Below are 16380 nucleotides of genomic sequence, written 5' to 3' on the forward strand. Positions count from 1 at the left end.
CGCCTGCGATGAGCAGGCGGGTTTTTTTATTGCCCGGATTCCAGGCTTCACACCATCCCCTGTGGGAGCGAGTCTGCTCGCGAAAGCCATCCAGCGTTCACTACAGCTGTGACGCATACACAGCATTCGCGAGCAGGCTCGCTCCCACATTGGGATCTGTGTTCCTGCGATAACCGGTCGTGCAAAAAAAACGCCCCGGTGCATCAGCCCGGGGCGTTTCTATTGACGGTTACTGTTCGCTGACCTGGACAGTGCTGTCCTTCGCAGGCTTCCAGCTCAACAACTGCTGTTTGAAGCCATAACTGGCCCCCTGGTAATACGCAATTGCCCGGCTGACCAGCGGATCGTCGCTGGTAACTCGCGATTCACGGCTCTCGGTCAGCGCATCATCATGCCGGCGCAGGCCCTGGCGCGGACTGAGGATCGCCAGATCCTTGCCATCGAACAGACCCAGATGCTGATAGTTACCGACCACCACGCGCGGTGGCAGCGGGTTGTCCTGCAACAGGTTGCGGCCGAAGAACGTCGAGGTGTAATCCAGGTTCAGCAGGCCCAGCAGCGTCGGAGCGAGGTCGATCTGGCTGGCCAGTTGTGCGCTCTCGCGAGCTTCGATCATTTTCGGCGCATAGATGAACAGCGGGATCTGATAGTTGCTGATCGGCAGGTCTTCTTTACCGGCGCTGCCCGCGGTGTGGTCGGCGACGAAAATGAAGATGGTGTTGTCGAACCACGGCTTCTGCCGCGCCTGCTCGAGGAATTGGCCGATGGCGTAGTCGGTGTACTTCACCGCGCCATCGCGGCCGTTACCGGACTTGATGTCGATCCGGTTGTCCGGGTAGGTGTAAGGACGATGGTTGGACGTGGTCATCAGTTGCAGCAAAAACGGCTGTTGCTTGGCGTAGTCGGCGTCCGCCAGTTTCAACGTCTGGCGATACAGGTCTTCGTCGGCCATGCCCCAGGCGTTCTTGAAGTGGATCTCGGCTTCATCGACGCTGCTCTGGTCGACGACGCGATAGCCGTTGCCGCTGAAGAACGCGTTCATGTTGTCGAAGTAGCCGCGTCCGCCATAGACGAACACGCTGTCGTAACCCACCGCGCTCAGTTGCTGGCCAAGGCTGGCGAAACCGCTTTCGCGGCCGATGCGCTTGACGATCGAGCGACCCGGCGTCGGCGGGATGGCCAGGGTGATCGCTTCCAGACCTCGGTCGGTGCGGGTACCGGTGGCGTAGAAGTTATTGAAGTACAGGCTCTGCTTGCGCAAGGCGTCGAGGTTGGGCGTCAGGTTGCGACCGTCGCCATTGCTGCCCAGGTACTTGGCGCTGAGGCTTTCGATGGTCACCAGCACAATGTTCGGCTTGCGCGGGGTGCCCGGGTTGTCGATCACCCGGCGGATGTCCTGCGGGTCCTTGCCGATGAAACGCGCGTCGCTTTCACTCAGCTCGGCACGGATCTGGCTGGCGACTTTTTCCGCCGGCAGGCTCTTGTAGAACTGGGTGTAGTCCAGTTCATTGTTACGGAACGCGGCGAAGAACTGATACGGGCCATTGCTGGCCAGTTCGTTTTGGTAGGCGTTGCCGCCCTGGGCACGCGGGGCGTCCTGGCTGAGCAGTTGCAGGCTCAGGCCCGCGACGATCAACAGGCCCAATGCGCTGAGCAGACGGCCGCGCAGCGCTGGCAACGGGGCATTCATGGCGGCATTGAACGGCTTGCGCAGGGCAAAGCTGATCACCACGGCCAGCACCGCGAGGAGGCTCAGCAGTTTGCCGATCGGGTACGACTCGAGGACGTTGTTCAGCACTTCGTCGGAATACACCAGGTAATCGACGGCGATGAAGTTGAAACGCACGCCGAACTCGTCCCAGAACAGCCATTCGGCCACCGCCACGAACAGCATGGCGAACAGGCTGATGGTCAGCAGGGCGCGCAGGAACCCGCGATGTCCACGACGACGCCACAGGCCCGGCGGGCAGAGCAGCAGGTACAAGCCCATCGGCAGCGCGGCGTAGGCGAGAAACCCCAGGTCATAAAGCGCGCCTATGCCGAATGCGGAAAGGGCAAAACCGCCAGCCTCATCCAGGTGAGTCAGCAGCAGTACCGCTCGAGTCAGGAGAAAAATGACCAGCCAGGCGCCGGTGATCAACAGCAGAAAGCGCATGGGCGCCGTCTTGAAAGGGTCCATTGTCTAGTTTTCCTTATATCAATGGCGCGGGAGTTTCACGGCGCTACTGTAATCAGGTTGTGAACCGATAGTGAAAACTTTGTTAAGTAATTAATTTGGCTTGAAAAACCGATATCCATAAGGACCGGCCCTAGCCCTGAGCCGGCGTTGGCCTTAAGCTGCCGGGCCGAGACGGCCGTTACTGTGTGCGGAGGAGCTGCCCATGCGAATTTTATTGGTTGAAGACAACCGCGATATCCTGGCCAACCTGGCCGATTACCTGGGGCTCAAAGGCTATACCGTCGATTGCGCCCAGGACGGCTTGTCGGGCCTGCACCTGGCGGCCACCGAGCATTACGATCTGATCGTGCTCGACATCATGTTGCCCGGGATCGACGGCTACACCCTGTGCAAGCGCCTGCGTGAAGATGCCCGACGCGACACGCCGGTGATCATGCTCACCGCCCGCGATCAACTGGACGACCGCCTGCAGGGCTTCAAGTCCGGGGCCGACGATTATCTGGTCAAACCGTTTGCGCTGTCGGAACTGGCGGCACGCATCGAAGCGGTGATGCGTCGCACCCAGGGCGGCGGACGCCGTGCGCTGCAGGTCGGTGACCTGAGCTACGACCTCGACACGCTGGAAGTGACCCGCGATGGCAAGCTGCTCAAACTCAACCCGGTCGGCCTGAAACTGCTGGCGGTATTGATGCAGAAGAGTCCGCACGTCCTGCGCCGGGAAATTCTTGAGGAAGCGCTGTGGGGTGATGACTGCCCGGACAGCGACAGCCTGCGCAGCCACGTCCACCAATTGCGTCAGGTGATCGACAAGCCATTCGCCAAACCGTTGCTGCAAACCGTGCACGGTGTGGGTTACCGCTTGGCCGAGGGGCGTGATGGAGTTTAAGCAAAGCCTTTCCCAGCGGATCATCATCGCCTTTGCGCTGATGAGTGCGCTGGTGGCCGGGGCCTTCGCCATGGGCATTGTGGCGACGGTGCACCTGGTGGAGGAGAAACTGATTTCGGCAGGGCTGGGCGGCGACCTGCAACGTCTGCTGCTGATGGACAACGTCTCGGACTGGAGCCATCGCCCCGAGCCCGATCAGTTGTTCTATTTCAGCGGCGGACCGGGTGATTTCGAACTGCCCAAGGATCTGCGCCACCTCGATGCGGGCTTCCACGAAGTGTTCCGCGAGCAGCTGTCGTATCACGCGATGGTCGAGATCGTCGACGGTCGTCGTTATGTCCTGCTGCAGGATCAGAGCGATTTCGAAGAGCGTGAACGCGTGCTGTTCGCTGTGGTGCTGGTGGGCTTTGTGCTCAGTCTGGCGCTGGCCGTATTCCTCGGCTGGGTGCTGGCGCGCAAAGTCATGGCGCCGGTGGTGCGCCTGGCACGACAAGTACGGCATCGCGATCAGCTGCTCGGTCTGGCGCCGCCGCTGGCACCGGACTATGCGGCTGATGAAGTCGGCGAGCTGGCCGTGGCGTTCGATGCCACGCTCGGGCGTCTGCGTCAGGCGCTGACGCGCGAGCGGCTGTTTACCAGCGACGTCAGTCACGAACTGCGCACCCCGTTGATGGTGCTGGCCAGTTCCTGCGAACTGCTGCTGGAAAACCCGGGGCTGGATCAGCGCGGCCGCGCCCAGGTCGAGCGCATCGCCCGCGCCAGCGAAGAAATGCGCGAGCTGGTGCAGACCTTCCTGATGCTCGCCCGTGCCCAGCGCGAAGACGCCGGTTCCGCGCCGCAGCAGAATCTCAGCCAGGTGGCCGACGGCTTGTTGGGGATCTGGCGTGAACCGATCGAGTCGAAAGGGCTGCAGCTGATATTTGAACCGGGCAATCCGCCGGACACCCGCTTCAACGCGACTTTGCTCAGCGCCGTCATGGGTAACTTGCTGCGCAATGCCTGTCACTACACCGAGCACGGATTCATCCGCCTGACGCTCAACGACAACGGCTTCGTCGTCGAAGACTCGGGCGTCGGCATTCCCGAGGAAAAACGTGAAGCCATGTTCCAGCCATTCGTGCGCGGCAATGAGAAGCGTGGCGAAGGCCTGGGCCTGGGCTTGTCGCTGGTGCAGCGGATCTGTGAAAACCAGGGCTGGGAGGTGACGCTGAGCACCATGCAGCCCAATGGCTGTCGCTTTGAGGTGACGCTGGGGCAGCGTTGAACCCCAAACCCAAGCGGCCGCGCCCTGAGCGCTGTTATTTGATGACGCCTTCGCGAGCAGGCTCGCTCCCACAGATATCTGCGGTACAAAGGTGGGAGCGAGCCTGCTCGCGAAGGGGATTGAACGGCAGTATTGAATCATCAGTGGCCGCCGGATTCAGCTGATGGCCCCGCGCTATTGCTTTCCCCGTGTAAAACCCTGTAATAGATTGCCTGTTTACCTGACGTAATTTTCACAAAGGGACGACCTGACGCTGACACGCCACTACCTAAGGTAGGGGCATCAGTCATTCAGGAGTCCCGATGATGAGCAGTCCGATCAAGCTCGATTTTTCCGAAAAGTATGATGACCAGCATGCTCAAAAATATTTGCGCAAGCACCAGGACGGTCTCGGTCGTCGGTTGTCTCACTGGCGGGACGAGCAGTTGGCCCGCAAGGCGCTGACACTGGCCGGTGAACCGGGGTTGGTGCTTGATCTGCCCTGCGGTGCAGGACGCTTCTGGCCGTTGCTGGCGGAAAAACCCAATCGAGTGATCATTGGCGCGGACAATTCCGAGTCTATGATCAAGACTGCGATGCAGGCGCAACCGGCTGATGTGGTCAAACGGGTACAACCTTTGCACACGTCAGCGTTCGACATTGCCTTGCCTGATAACGCCGTCGACAGCATTTTCTGCATGCGTTTGTTGCATCACATCGGTGAAGCCGAACATCGGCGGACGATTTTGCGCGAATTCGAGCGCGTCACCCGTGACAGCGTGATCATTTCGTTGTGGGTGGACGGCAATTTCAAGTCCTGGAAACGCAAACGCGCCGAACAGCGGCGTGGGCAGGAAGGTTACCAGAATCGATTTGTGTTACCGGCTGTGACAGTGGAAAAGGAATTCGAAGCCGCAGGTTTTCGCATTCAGGAACAACTGGATTTTATTCCGCTCTATGCCATGTGGCGGGTTTACGTATTACGCAAGAGGTAACAGGATGGCGGTGCAAATAGCAGCAGAAACGGAAGTCGCTCCCCAGGATCGCTTCGACTACTACTGGAACCAGCGCGGTGAATGGGTGGAAGAACCCAACGTGCGCCGTGGCGGGGAAAGTGGTGTGCAACGAGTCGTGGGCCGTGACGGCCAGTTACTGTATGCCAAGCGCCAGACCGGACATATCTATCGCAGTTGGCTGCATCCTTTCGGCCGCCCGACAGTCTTGCGAGAGCTGGATGCCCTGACCGGCGTCAGCCGCCTCGGTGTACGCGTCCCGCAAATCGTCTTCTGCGGCGCGCAGCCCGATCCGCAACACAAGTGGCGTGCGCTGCTGGTGACCAAGTCGCTGGACGGTTTCGACGAACTCGAAAAGTGGGAAGCCGCCGGCGGCCGAGCCCAATATGGCGAAGCCGTTTACGAGCGCGTTCTTAAAGACCTGGCAGAAAACCTTGCGCGCATGCACAAGGGCCGCTGGCAGCACAGCTGCATCTACATCAAACACGTTTTTGTACGAGTGACCGGTGAGCGCGATTCGGCTCAGGTCGAGGTGGCATTGATCGATCTGGAGAAATGCCGTCAGCGTCTGACCGCTTATCGCGCCGCCTCCCATGACATGAAGCAATTGCGTCGCCATTCGTCGTTCAGCGATACGGACTGGAAAAAACTCGTCTACTTTTATGAGACGGCGTTTGGCAGCGCTATCAAAGGTTTATAGCGATGAAACTCGAAATTGCACGAGGTTTGTTTCTGGTTGGGGCCTTGGCAGTTGCGTCATTGGCGGTGGCTGCCTGGGAGCAGCCACGCATGCAGGTGATAAGTGCCACTACGAGTGATGCTCACTGCGCAGTACCACGGGTGGCGAAAGCCTCCGTGGCGACAAAACCTGACCATGATCTGTTGTTATTCATGTTCGGACTTTCGCAAGGGATGAGGCCACAGAGTTGAACCGATTGAAGCCCAAATGAAAGGCCTCGCCGATGCGAGGCCTTTTTTATTGCGCGTCTTCCAGGGATCAGACCATTCCCTTGGGATCGTCGATGGATGAAAAGTCTGTGGCTGGCCGCGATCAAGGGTGGGAGTGGGCTTGCTCACGAAGGGGCCGGCACATTCAGCATTGCTGTTGACTGACCTGACGCTTTCGCGAGCAAGCCCGCTCCCACAAGGGTAAATCGCTGTTATTTCGGATCGGGTTTCGCCAATAGGGTGTAGATGCACGGCAGCACAAACAGGGTAAACAGGGTGCCGATCGACATCCCTGTGGCAATCACCATCCCGATATCGAACCGGCTCACTGCGCCCGCACCGGTCGCCAGAATCAATGGCACCATGCCGAACACCATCGCCGCCGTGGTCATCAATACCGGGCGCAAACGAATCGCCGCGGCTTCCTCGACCGCTTCGCGCGCAGTCAGGCCTTTGTCCTTGCGCAACTGGTTGGCGAACTCAACGATCAGTATTCCGTGCTTGCTGATCAGCCCGATCAGCGTCACCAGCCCGACCTGGGTGTAGATGTTCATGCTAGACCAGCCAAGGAACAGCGGAATCAGCGCACCGCAGATCGACAGCGGCACCGTCACCAGAATCACCAATGGATCACGGAAGCTCTCGAACTGCGCCGCCAGCACCAGGAAAATGATCGCCAGCGCCAGGGCGAAAGTTACCCACAGGGCGCTGCCTTCTTGCACGTACTGGCGTGAAGCGCCGCCATAGTCGAAGGAAAAACCGGCCGGTGCTTCTTCCCGGGCGATCTGCAGCACGGTGTCAATGGCCTCGCCCATGCTGACCAGCGGGAATCCGGAGATTTTCGCGGCGTTGAGTTGCTGGAACTGGTTGAGCTGGCGCGGTCGCGCCCGGTCGCTGACCTTGATCAGGGTCGACAGCGGCAGCAGCTCGCCCTGGGTATTTTTCACGTAGTAATTGTTCAGCCAGCCGGGGTTTTCGCGGTACGGCCGCTCGACCTGGGCAATCACCTTGTAACTGCGGCCTTCGATGGTGAAACGGTTGATTTCCGCCTCGCCCAGCAGCGTCGCCAGGGTGCCGCCCAGATCCTGCATCGACACGCCCATCTGCGCGGCTTTGGCACGGTCGATATCGACCACCACTTCCGGTTTGTCGAACGCCAGATCGAGGTCGACGAAGGCGAACTTGCCCGACTCCATCGCGCGTTTCTTGATCCGGTCAGCCACTTGCAGCAGTACCTCGTAGTCATTGGCGGTATTGACCACGAATACGAACGGCAAGCCTTCACCGGTGCCGGGCAGGGACGGCAGGTTGAAGCCGAAAATCTGCAGGCCGGGGATACTCGCCAGTTTGCCTTGCACCTCGGGCAGGATCTGCATCTGGGTGCGGCTGCGCTCGTTCCAGGGCTTGAGCAGGAAGCCGCCGATGCCCGCTTGTACGCCGTTGTAGCCGTTGATCTGGAACGAGGAGTAGTACTCCGGAAACTCCTTGAAGATCTTGATGAACTCGTCGGTGTAAGTGCTCAGGTAATCGAGGTTGGTCGGCTGCGGGGCGTTGGCCATCATGAAAATGATGCCCTGATCCTCATCCGGCGCCAGTTCCGACTTGGTGAACTTGAGAAACACCGGGATCAGGCATAGCACGATCACGGCGAACACCAGCACCACCGGCCGCGTATTCAGTGTGCCGTGGAGCATGCTTTGGTAGCGGCGCTTGAGTCTGTCGAAGATGCGGTCGAGACGGTGTGCCAGGCCACTGGGGTTTTCTTCGTAGCGCAACAGCAGGGCGCACATCATCGGCGACAGGGTCAGGGCAACGACCCCGGAAATCACCACGGCGCCCGCCAGGGTCAAGGCGAACTCCTTGAACAGCGCCCCGGTCAGTCCGGTGAGGAAACCGATCGGTGCATACACCGCCGCCAGGGTGATGGTCATTGACACCACCGGCATGGCGATTTCCCGTGCGCCTTCCAGTGCAGCCTCCAGCGGCGTCTTGCCTTCCTCGATATGCCGGTGGATGTTCTCCACCACGACAATCGCGTCATCCACCACCAGACCGATGGCCAGCACCATCGCCAGCAGCGTCAAGAGGTTGATCGAGTAACCCATCATCTGCATGAAGAACATCACGCCGATCATCGACAGCGGGATGGTCACCACCGGGATCACCACCGAGCGCAACGCGCCGAGGAACAGGAACACCACCACGATCACGATCAGCACCGCTTCGAACAGGGTTTTCACCACTTCGTCGATCGAGGCCTGAATGAACTGGGTGGCGTCGTAGGCAATCTCGCTTTTGAGGTTGGGCGGCAACTGCGCTTCCAGCTCCGGCATCAGCTTGCGCACTTCTTTGATCACGTCCAGCGGGTTTGCCCCGGGCGTGGCCTTGATGCCGATGTACACCGAGGGCGTGCCGCCGAACGAACTGATCGAATCGTAGTTTTCCGCGCCCATCTCAACCCGCGCCACATCGCTGAGCAGCACGCGGCTGTCGCCATTGACCTTGAGTGGAATCGCCGCGAAGGCCTCGGCGGATTTCAGTTCGGTGTTGGCGTTGATGCTGGTGACCACGTACTCGCCCTTCACCTCGCCGGCGGCGGAGAGGAAGTTGTACTGGCGCACCGCGTTGGTCACGTCGCTGGCACTGAGGCCGAAACCGGCGAGCTTCACCGGGTCGAGCCACAGGCGCATGGCGAAGACCTGATTGCCGAGAATCTCCGCTTCGGCCATGCCCGGCAGGGTCGCCAGTTTGGGCTGGATCACCCGCGACAGGTAGTCGGTGATTTGCGGGTTACTCAGTTCCTTGCTGAAGAAGCTGATGTACATCAGCGCCGAGGCGTCGGCCGATTCCTTGCTTAGCACCGGGTCTTCGGCGTCCTGTGGCAGCTTGTTCTTCACCTCGTTGGCCTTGGCCAGCAGTTCGGTGAACAAACGGTCGGTGTTGGAACCGATGCGCGCGTAGATCGAGATCACCGAGAAGTTCTGGCGACTGACCGAGGTCATGTAGTCGATGCCCTCGGCGCTGGCGAGGCTCTGCTGCATCGGTTGGGTGATGTAGCCCTGAATGGTCTCGGCGTTGGCCCCGGGGTAGGCGGTGGTCACCGTGATCAGGGCGTTTTCCATTTGCGGGTATTGGCGCAGCGGCAGCTTGCTCCAGGCCTGGAAACCCAGCAGCACAATCAGCAGGCTGACCACGGTGGCGAGCACCGGGCGGCGGATGAACGGATCGGTAAAAGCCATGGGGATTCCTTGATCAGTCGACGCGAGGCGGACTGTTCTGCTCGCCGAGGGTCTTGTCGTCGCTGATGGCAATGTGTGCACCGTTGTCCAGTTTGATCTGGCCGGCGGTCACCACTTGTTCGCCGCTCTGCACGCCCTTGTTGATCATCACCAAACCATCACGACGCTCGCCGGTCTCGATGAAACGGCGCTCGGCGATCAGCACCGGCTGGCCCTTGTCGTCTTTGACCACGCTGCCGTCCTCGGCTTTCTGTTGCCCGACCACGTACAGCGAGTTGCCGTAGAGGGTGTAGGTGATCGCGCTTTCCGGCACGACGATGTGTTTCTGCGGGTCGGGCAGCAACACGTTGAGGCTGGCGAACATGCCCGGCAGCAACTTGCCGTCGGGGTTGGCCAGGGTCGCGCGCACCAGAATATTGCGCGTGCTGCTCTCGACGATCGGGTTGATCGCGCTGATGGCGCCGGGGAAGTTCTGCCCGGGATAGGCCGCGACGCCGATCTGCACCGGTTGACCGATGGCCAGTTTCGGCACCGATTGCTCCGGTACATAGAAGTCGGCGTAGAGGCTGCTCAGGTCCTGAAGGGTGGCGATTTTGGTGCCGCTGGCGAGGTAGTCGCCGACATCGACCTGACGGATGCCGATGGTGCCGCTGAATGGCGCGAGGATGCGTTTTTTCGCCAGCGAGGCGTTGAGCTGATTGACCGTGGCCTTGTTCTTTTGCAACACGGCGGAGAGCCGGTCGTATTCGCCCTTGGAGATCGCGCGGCTGTCGACCAATTGGCTGCCGCGGCCGAAATCCAGTTGCGCCAGGCCCAGATCGGCCTTGGCGGTTTCCAGCAGGGCGGTTTCGACCGCGCTGTCGAGTTGCAGCAACGGTTGCCCGGCCTTGACCTTCTGCCCGGATTCGAACTTGATCTCGGTGACCGTGCCGGCGACTTCCAGGCTCAGCTCGACGCCTTGCAGCGCCTTGAGCGTGCCGACGGTCGGCAGACGCATCTGCCACGGCTGTTCGGTGGCGCGGCCCACGGCAACGCTGATCGGCGGTTTCGGTTTGGCAAAGCCCTGGATCATGGTGTAGATCGAAAAGGCTTTGTACCCGCCCAATACCAGGACGACCAGCAAGACAACACCCAACATGATCAGCATGCGGCGACGCAGCATATTTCCAGTTCCTTGGATAAATCAGGTGAGACAGGCGGGAACATTACTCCGAGTGAGGTGGGTATTCCAACTGGCAGTTATTACAGTGAGGACGAATAAAACCCCTGTGGCGAGGGAGCTTGCTCCCGCTGGACTGCGCAGCAGTCCCATGCTTTTGAGTTAAAAAGCGGGGCCGCTTCGCGCCCCAGCGGGAGCAAGCTCCCTCGCCACAGTTACCGCGTTGATTCAGGCCATCAAGTGCAGATGGTTATCCCAGAGCCCTGCCGGCAATTCCAGCGGCTTGGCCTGCAGTTGATCCTGGCGGCAATCGTAGTAACGGCAACGGCCCTGGCCCGAGGTCACGACGAAACCGTCCTTCACCGCACCGACGCCGGCGCAATCGGGCAGCGGCGCGTCGAGACGCACTTCGCCGCTGTCCAGATCCCAGATGAAGAAGCGGTTGCCACGCGGTGCCGTCAACGCCACCAGACGCAGTTCGCTGTGCACCGCGACGCTGGCGGTGTAGTGACCCATCGACTGCAACTGATGCTCCGGCACCGGGAACGCCACGAAGGGCTGGCCCGGACGCTTGATCGCCAACAGCTCGGAACGCTCATGCGAAGCGCCCATGAACTGCTGGCCGGCGACAATGGTGCCGTCGCTGGCGATACCCAGGTGACGCACGCTGTTCATCTGCTGCGCAAGGGTTTCCTTGCTCAGCAGGGTGCCGTCGCGCTGCATCAGCACCAGGCTCGGTTCCATGGCGTTGAGGTTCATGTCGACGCGGCTTTCGGCCTCGGTCCGAATCCCGCCGTTGGCCACCACCAGGGTTTCGCCATCGGGCATCCACGACACTTGATGCGGGCCGAGACCATGGGTGGAAATCTCGCCGCTGTGCACCAGTCGCTCGCCTTCGAACTTGTACACCCCGAGCAGGCCACGCCCCGGATCAGTGGTGTCGTTCTCGGTGGCGTACAGGTATTCTCCGTCCTTGTGCACTACGGCGTGACCGTAGAAATGCCGGTTCGGCTGCGAGGTCACGGTTTGCAGCAACGTCCCGTCGCGCAGATCGATCAGGTAGCTCTCGGTGCCCGGGCGGCGGGCGACGAACAGCGCGATCGGCAGCGTCGGGTGGTTGATGATGTCGTGGCAGCGCTGGCCGACTTCGGTGGCGAACACCCGAGTACCGTCCAGCCGATAACCGACGGCGTAATGCTTGCCGTCGGTGTCATCGCGCGCCGAGAGCAACAGCGGGCTCTGATCCTTGCGCTTGAACAGCGTCCAGCCGCCCAGTGTCACTGCTCCCAGCAGCAAACTACCTAAAGTCAGAGCCTGGCGTCGCAGCATGGCACTTGCCCTCATCAGTCACCGTCGTTGGCGTTGAAGCCCAGTTGGATGCCCAGCGCCTTGGCCAGTTCGCCTTCGTGCAGGCGATGGACGACGTTGAGGCTGTCGTAGAGATCGTTGAGTTGCTGACGACCGGCGTCGTCCTGCAGCATTTCGGTCAGCGAGCGCTGGGTGCTGTCAAACAGTTTCAGCGACGCGGCGTAGGCGGCGTCGATCTTGTCCGCCAACGGCTTCTGCTCGGCCGGCAACAGACCGCGCAGGCCTTTGTTGTCGACGCCTTCCCAGACGGTTTTGGCCGCGGCCAGACTGGCCTCCAGCGCGGTCAGCGACGACTGGCTGCGCCACGCATCAGCCTGGAACGGCTGCGGCACGCCCTTGCTCTGACGGCCCATCGGCGTACCGAGTTTTTTCTTCAGGGTGTCGAGTGCGGTGACCTGCACACGCAGCAGATCGGCGATCGCTTCGTGAGAGTCGGCGTAGCGCTGGTTAGGGAATTTGCTCATCTGCGCGAGCATGCCGTCGGTGTTGTTCCAGCTCTGCAGAATCTCTTCGGCCAGTTGCTTCTGACGCTCGCCGATGGCGATCAGCAGCGGGCAGTATTTGGCCTTTTGATCAGCGTTGGCGACGTCTGGCTTTTCGTCGAACAGGATGTATTCGTAAGCCGACAGACCTTGCACCACGACGCTGGATTTGGCCAGGGCGGCGGCGTCGATTTGCGGCTGGGCGACGACCAGTTGCTCGACCTGACGGCCGACGAGGTTTTTCTTGTCCGGCCAGAACTGCACCTGCCACGAACGGTTGCCCTCGGCCAATGGGCCGATCAGCAGCGGTTGCAGCTCGGCCCAGGCTTTCTGCGCGTGCAGGAAGTCGGCGCGGGCGGTTTCCAGGGTTTCCTTGCCCTGGCAGTAGGCGAGGGCGCTGACCGCCAGTTGCTTGTCGGCTTCGACCCAACGGGTGTAGGTCGGCAGGATCACCGATTTGGCGATGGCCGCCGACGTGACCGCTTGCGGGTCCTGCGGCGAGCAGGCGCCGAGGGCGAGTGCGGCAAGGCTGGTGAACAACAACTTGGGACGGAACATGTCGGGCTCCCGATTCTTTTAAGTGTTTAAAGTGAGTTCAAGAACGCCAGCAGCGCGGCACGCTGCTCGGCGTTGAAAGACAAAACCTGTTGCTGCGCCTTCTGCGCTTCGCCGCCATGCCAGAGCACGGCTTCGAGCAGATTGCGGGCGCGGCCGTCATGCAGAAACTGAGTGTGACCACTGACCGCCTGCGTCAGGCCGATGCCCCACAACGGCGGGGTGCGCCAGTCGCGGCCGGAGGCCTGGAATTCCGTACGGTTGTCGGCCAGACCGTCGCCCATGTCGTGCAGCAGCAGATCGCTGTACGGGCGAATCACTTGATTGGCCAGTTCAGGTTCGGCGGCGTTGGCGGCGGTGGTGTATTTCGGCGTGTGGCAGGACTGGCAACCGGCCTGGAAAAACAGGTTCTTGCCGGCCAGCACTTGTTCGTCGTTGACGCCACGGCGCGCCGGCACTGCGAGGTTGCGCGTGTAGAACAGCACCAGACGGAGGATGTTGTCGCTGACTTCCGGCTCGCCGTCCGGACCATTGCCGTTGGGTGCCTGTTTGCACGCGGTTTGCGCGTCGGTGCAGTCATCGAAGGGCCTCAGGCTGGTCGTGAGGCCCATGTCTCCGGAGAACGCGTGGACATTCTGCTGATTGAGATTCGGTTGCCCGGCTTTCCAGCCGAAGCGACCCATGACGGTCTTTTGCTGCGCGTCATCCCAGACCCGATTCGCCCGACCATTAATGCCGTTGTTCTCTTTGGCTTGCGCGGCGGCGTTGGCGAGGATCGCTTCCTCCGGGATCGCCTCGAGCAGGCCGAGGCCGATCATCGGCGGCGCGACCCGGGCCGAGAAACGCGTGTCCGGGTGCATTGGGCCGTAGCCCAACTGAGTGAATTGCAGAACCGGTTTGCGCAGCTCCACTTCGGTGCCGTCCTTGAAACGGATCGGCACCGGGGTGTACTCGACACGCACCTTGCCTTCGGGCGTGACCCCGGGCACGGCCATGTCCTGGAACTGGCCGCCGTAGACCGGCTCGGGCACCACGCCGACTTGCTCGATGACTTTGGCATAGGCCGGCGAATCGGGAATCGACAGACGCACCAGCATCGACACCGCGTTCGCCGCATCCGGCGTTGGCGGATGTCCACGACCATCCTTGATGTGGCAGTTCTGGCAGGCGTTGGTGTTGAACAGCGGGCCGAGGCCATCGCGGGCGGTGGTGGTCGACGGGGCGATCACCCACGGACTGCGGAAAAAGCTGTTGCCGACACTGAAGTCGACCCGGCGCGACGGCGGCAGGTTGGCCGAGGGCAGGGAGAAAGCGTTCTGATCGGTCTTGCGCACGGTCGCCGCCCCACCCGAACGCGCTTCACCGGGCTCAGCCTTGGTAAAACGCGGGGCGTCATCGCAGGCACTCAGGCCCAGGGCCAGAAACAGTGCGGACAAGCGAAGCGGCAGCGAGGGCATCAGACATCCTGCGGACGGGCGAAAACAAAGGCGCAAAGTCTAACAGGGCGAGTGAGTTTGAATAAGAGGAATTATCGTTTGCTTGATATGGGGCAAGCCTTGAAGCTCATGCAAACCCTGTGGGAGCGAGCCTGCTCGCGAAAGCGGTGTCCGCCGCGCTGACGATGTTGTACCCGATGACGCCTTCGCGAGCAGGCTCGCTCCCACAGGGATTGGTGGTGTACCTGATATCGAACACACCATGGAGCAGGGTTTTGTGCATGGCAGGCATGAAAAAGGCGACCCGGAGGTCGCCTTCTTGTGCAGCCAGCGTTGATCAGAACTCGTGATCAGCGTTGTCCGGGTTCAGGTCGCTGATGCCCAGCTTGCCGGCAGCGGCTTCGATCGAACCGGTCTGCTTGACCAGCGCAGCGATGGCGTCACGCACGATCTGGTTGCCAGCGGTGTTGCCCGCAGCGATCAACTGATCGTAGTGCTCACCCTTGTTGGCGTGATCGACCATGACCTGGATCTTGGCTTCGGTAGCGGCCAGATCGGCTTTCAGCGCGTTGTCGGCAGCCGGGTCGGCCTTGGCCACCAGCGACGACAGGCTGGCACCGGTCATTTTGGTGCCGTCGGTGCGGGTGTATTCGCCCAGGTACACGTTACGAATGCCTTTGGCATCGTAGAAGTGCGAGTTGTGGGTGTTGTCGCTGAAGCAATCCTGTTCGTCTTCCGGGGAGTTGGCTTCCAGGGACACCTTCATGCGCTCGCCCGCCAGTTCACCCAGCGACAGACTGCCCATGCCGAACAGCATTTTGCGCAGGCCGGTTTCGGCAGGCTCGGCTTCCAGGGTGGCGCGGTAGTTGTCAGCCACGTTCGGCTTCCAGTTACCGACCATTTCTTCCAGATCGCTGACCAGCAGTTGGGTCACCGCTTTGAGGTATGCACGACGACGATCGTTGTGACCGCCGGTGGCGCCCGCGCCTTCCAGGTAGTCGGAAGCAGGACGGTTGCCGGCGCCCGGGCCGGTGCCGTTCAGGTCCTGGCCCCAGAGCAGGAATTCGATCGCGTGGTAGCCGGTGGCGACGTTGGCTTCGGAACCGCCCAGCTCGTTCAGGCTGGCGAGTTTTTCCGGGGTGATGTCTTTGACATCGACCTTGTCTTCGCCGACCTGGACTTCAGTGTTGGCGATGATATTGGCGTTGGCACCCGGGTTACCCAGTGCGTGCTCGTAGGATTTGTCGACGTAGTCGATCAGGCCTTCGTCCAGAGGCCAGGCGTTCACCTGACCTTCCCAGTCGTCGATGATGGTGTTGCCGAAGCGGAATACTTCGCTCTGCAGGTAAGGTACGCGTGCGGCGATCCACGCTTCACGGGCGGCTTTCAGCGTCTCGGCATTCGGCTTGGCGAGGAAGGCGTCTACGGCGGTCTGCAGGGTTTTCGCGGTGGATTCGGCATCGCTGTAGACGGCGAAGACCATGTCGGCGTAGTGCGCGACCACAGCCTTGGCGGCGGCTTCGTCGACTTTCCCGGCTGCGGCAGGAGCAGCGGCAGCGGTGCTGGCGGCTGGAGTCGGCGTGGCCGCAGCGGCAGCCTTGTCTTTGCCTTCGCCGCAACCGGCGAGGGAAATAGCGATGGCCAGCAGACTGGCGGTAGCCAGAGGCATACGAATCATGGCGAACATCCTGCTTCGGTAATTGAATGGACAGGGCGCGGGGGTGCGCAAAGCTGCGACATAATGCAAATCTTTCGCATTATGTGTAAAGGGCTGTGGCTGGAAATATTTCTTGTTTACGCCGGTGTGATGGCGCAGATCAAAAGATCGCAGCCTCGTTTCACTCGACAGCTCCTACAGGGGAATGCGCTCCC

Annotated in this window: 12 protein-coding genes; 5 read left to right on the forward strand and 7 right to left on the reverse strand. The window is 61.0% G+C overall.

Translation table 11 applies throughout. The annotated features are described in order from the left end of the window. Nucleotides 1-229: 229 nt before the first annotated feature. Nucleotides 230-2179 (reverse strand): LTA synthase family protein, encoded by a 1950-nt coding sequence (locus tag M0814_RS23795; RefSeq protein ID WP_103484878.1) that lies wholly within the window; start codon nucleotides 2177-2179, stop codon nucleotides 230-232. A 202-nt stretch (nucleotides 2180-2381) separates the two neighbouring features. On the opposite strand from M0814_RS23795, the gene colR reads away from it, so the two are divergent. From colR to M0814_RS23820, 5 genes are all read left to right on the forward strand, one after another. Continuing rightward, nucleotides 2382-3065 (forward strand): two-component system response regulator ColR, encoded by a 684-nt coding sequence (gene colR / locus M0814_RS23800; RefSeq protein ID WP_003227680.1) that lies wholly within the window; start codon nucleotides 2382-2384, stop codon nucleotides 3063-3065. Then, a complete protein-coding gene (locus M0814_RS23805) occupies nucleotides 3055-4329 on the forward strand; it encodes a HAMP domain-containing sensor histidine kinase (protein WP_103484877.1) in 1275 nt (424 codons plus the stop codon). Before colR ends, M0814_RS23805 begins: the two co-directional genes overlap by 11 nt. A gap of 305 nt (nucleotides 4330-4634) precedes the next feature. Continuing rightward, on the forward strand, nucleotides 4635-5303 hold the full coding sequence (locus M0814_RS23810) for a class I SAM-dependent methyltransferase (protein WP_045122613.1): 669 nt from the start codon (nucleotides 4635-4637) through the stop codon (nucleotides 5301-5303). 4 nt (nucleotides 5304-5307) lie between these two features. After that, on the forward strand, nucleotides 5308-6021 hold the full coding sequence (locus M0814_RS23815) for a lipopolysaccharide kinase InaA family protein (protein WP_103484876.1): 714 nt from the start codon (nucleotides 5308-5310) through the stop codon (nucleotides 6019-6021). 2 nt (nucleotides 6022-6023) lie between these two features. Next, nucleotides 6024-6251, forward strand: coding sequence for a hypothetical protein (locus M0814_RS23820; RefSeq protein WP_045122612.1), 228 nt, complete (start codon nucleotides 6024-6026; stop codon nucleotides 6249-6251). Between the two features lie 230 nt (nucleotides 6252-6481). Here the strand turns inward: M0814_RS23820 and M0814_RS23825 are convergent, their stop codons facing one another. From M0814_RS23825 to M0814_RS23850, 6 genes are all read right to left on the reverse strand, one after another. Continuing rightward, a complete protein-coding gene (locus M0814_RS23825; RefSeq protein ID WP_103484875.1) occupies nucleotides 6482-9508 on the reverse strand; it encodes a multidrug efflux RND transporter permease subunit in 3027 nt (1008 codons plus the stop codon). A 13-nt stretch (nucleotides 9509-9521) separates the two neighbouring features. Beyond that, nucleotides 9522-10670 carry an efflux RND transporter periplasmic adaptor subunit gene (locus M0814_RS23830; RefSeq protein ID WP_103484874.1) on the reverse strand — a complete coding sequence of 383 codons (1149 nt, stop codon included), beginning with the start codon at nucleotides 10668-10670 and terminating at the stop codon, nucleotides 9522-9524. Nucleotides 10671-10895: 225 nt separating this feature from the next. Continuing rightward, nucleotides 10896-11996 (reverse strand): DUF1513 domain-containing protein, encoded by a 1101-nt coding sequence (locus M0814_RS23835; protein ID WP_103484873.1) that lies wholly within the window; start codon nucleotides 11994-11996, stop codon nucleotides 10896-10898. A 14-nt stretch (nucleotides 11997-12010) separates the two neighbouring features. Beyond that, complete coding sequence (locus M0814_RS23840) at nucleotides 12011-13075, reverse strand: imelysin family protein (RefSeq protein ID WP_103484872.1); 1065 nt, start codon at nucleotides 13073-13075, stop codon at nucleotides 12011-12013. A gap of 26 nt (nucleotides 13076-13101) precedes the next feature. Then, entirely contained in the window at nucleotides 13102-14529 is a 1428-nt protein-coding gene (locus M0814_RS23845) for a di-heme oxidoredictase family protein (protein ID WP_103484871.1), read from the reverse strand. Nucleotides 14530-14845: 316 nt separating this feature from the next. Further along, on the reverse strand, nucleotides 14846-16186 hold the full coding sequence (locus M0814_RS23850; RefSeq protein ID WP_003227663.1) for an imelysin family protein: 1341 nt from the start codon (nucleotides 16184-16186) through the stop codon (nucleotides 14846-14848). Nucleotides 16187-16380 lie beyond the last annotated feature (194 nt).

The sequence above is a fragment of the Pseudomonas sp. MWU12-2020 genome (assembly GCF_023100605.1).
Lineage (GTDB): Bacteria > Pseudomonadota > Gammaproteobacteria > Pseudomonadales > Pseudomonadaceae > Aquipseudomonas > Aquipseudomonas fluorescens_H.

Coding starts and splice junctions, on each gene's coding strand:
- M0814_RS23795 (WP_103484878.1), bottom strand. CDS start 2,179: ATGGACCCTTTCAAGACGGCGCCCATGCGCTTTCTGCTGTTGATCACC.
- M0814_RS23835 (WP_103484873.1), bottom strand. CDS start 11,996: ATGCTGCGACGCCAGGCTCTGACTTTAGGTAGTTTGCTGCTGGGAGCA.
- M0814_RS23825 (WP_103484875.1), bottom strand. CDS start 9,508: ATGGCTTTTACCGATCCGTTCATCCGCCGCCCGGTGCTCGCCACCGTG.
- M0814_RS23840 (WP_103484872.1), bottom strand. CDS start 13,075: ATGTTCCGTCCCAAGTTGTTGTTCACCAGCCTTGCCGCACTCGCCCTC.
- M0814_RS23805 (WP_103484877.1), top strand. CDS start 3,055: ATGGAGTTTAAGCAAAGCCTTTCCCAGCGGATCATCATCGCCTTTGCG.
- M0814_RS23815 (WP_103484876.1), top strand. CDS start 5,308: ATGGCGGTGCAAATAGCAGCAGAAACGGAAGTCGCTCCCCAGGATCGC.
- M0814_RS23830 (WP_103484874.1), bottom strand. CDS start 10,670: ATGCTGCGTCGCCGCATGCTGATCATGTTGGGTGTTGTCTTGCTGGTC.
- M0814_RS23810 (WP_045122613.1), top strand. CDS start 4,635: ATGAGCAGTCCGATCAAGCTCGATTTTTCCGAAAAGTATGATGACCAG.
- M0814_RS23820 (WP_045122612.1), top strand. CDS start 6,024: ATGAAACTCGAAATTGCACGAGGTTTGTTTCTGGTTGGGGCCTTGGCA.
- M0814_RS23850 (WP_003227663.1), bottom strand. CDS start 16,186: ATGATTCGTATGCCTCTGGCTACCGCCAGTCTGCTGGCCATCGCTATT.
- colR (WP_003227680.1), top strand. CDS start 2,382: ATGCGAATTTTATTGGTTGAAGACAACCGCGATATCCTGGCCAACCTG.
- M0814_RS23845 (WP_103484871.1), bottom strand. CDS start 14,529: ATGCCCTCGCTGCCGCTTCGCTTGTCCGCACTGTTTCTGGCCCTGGGC.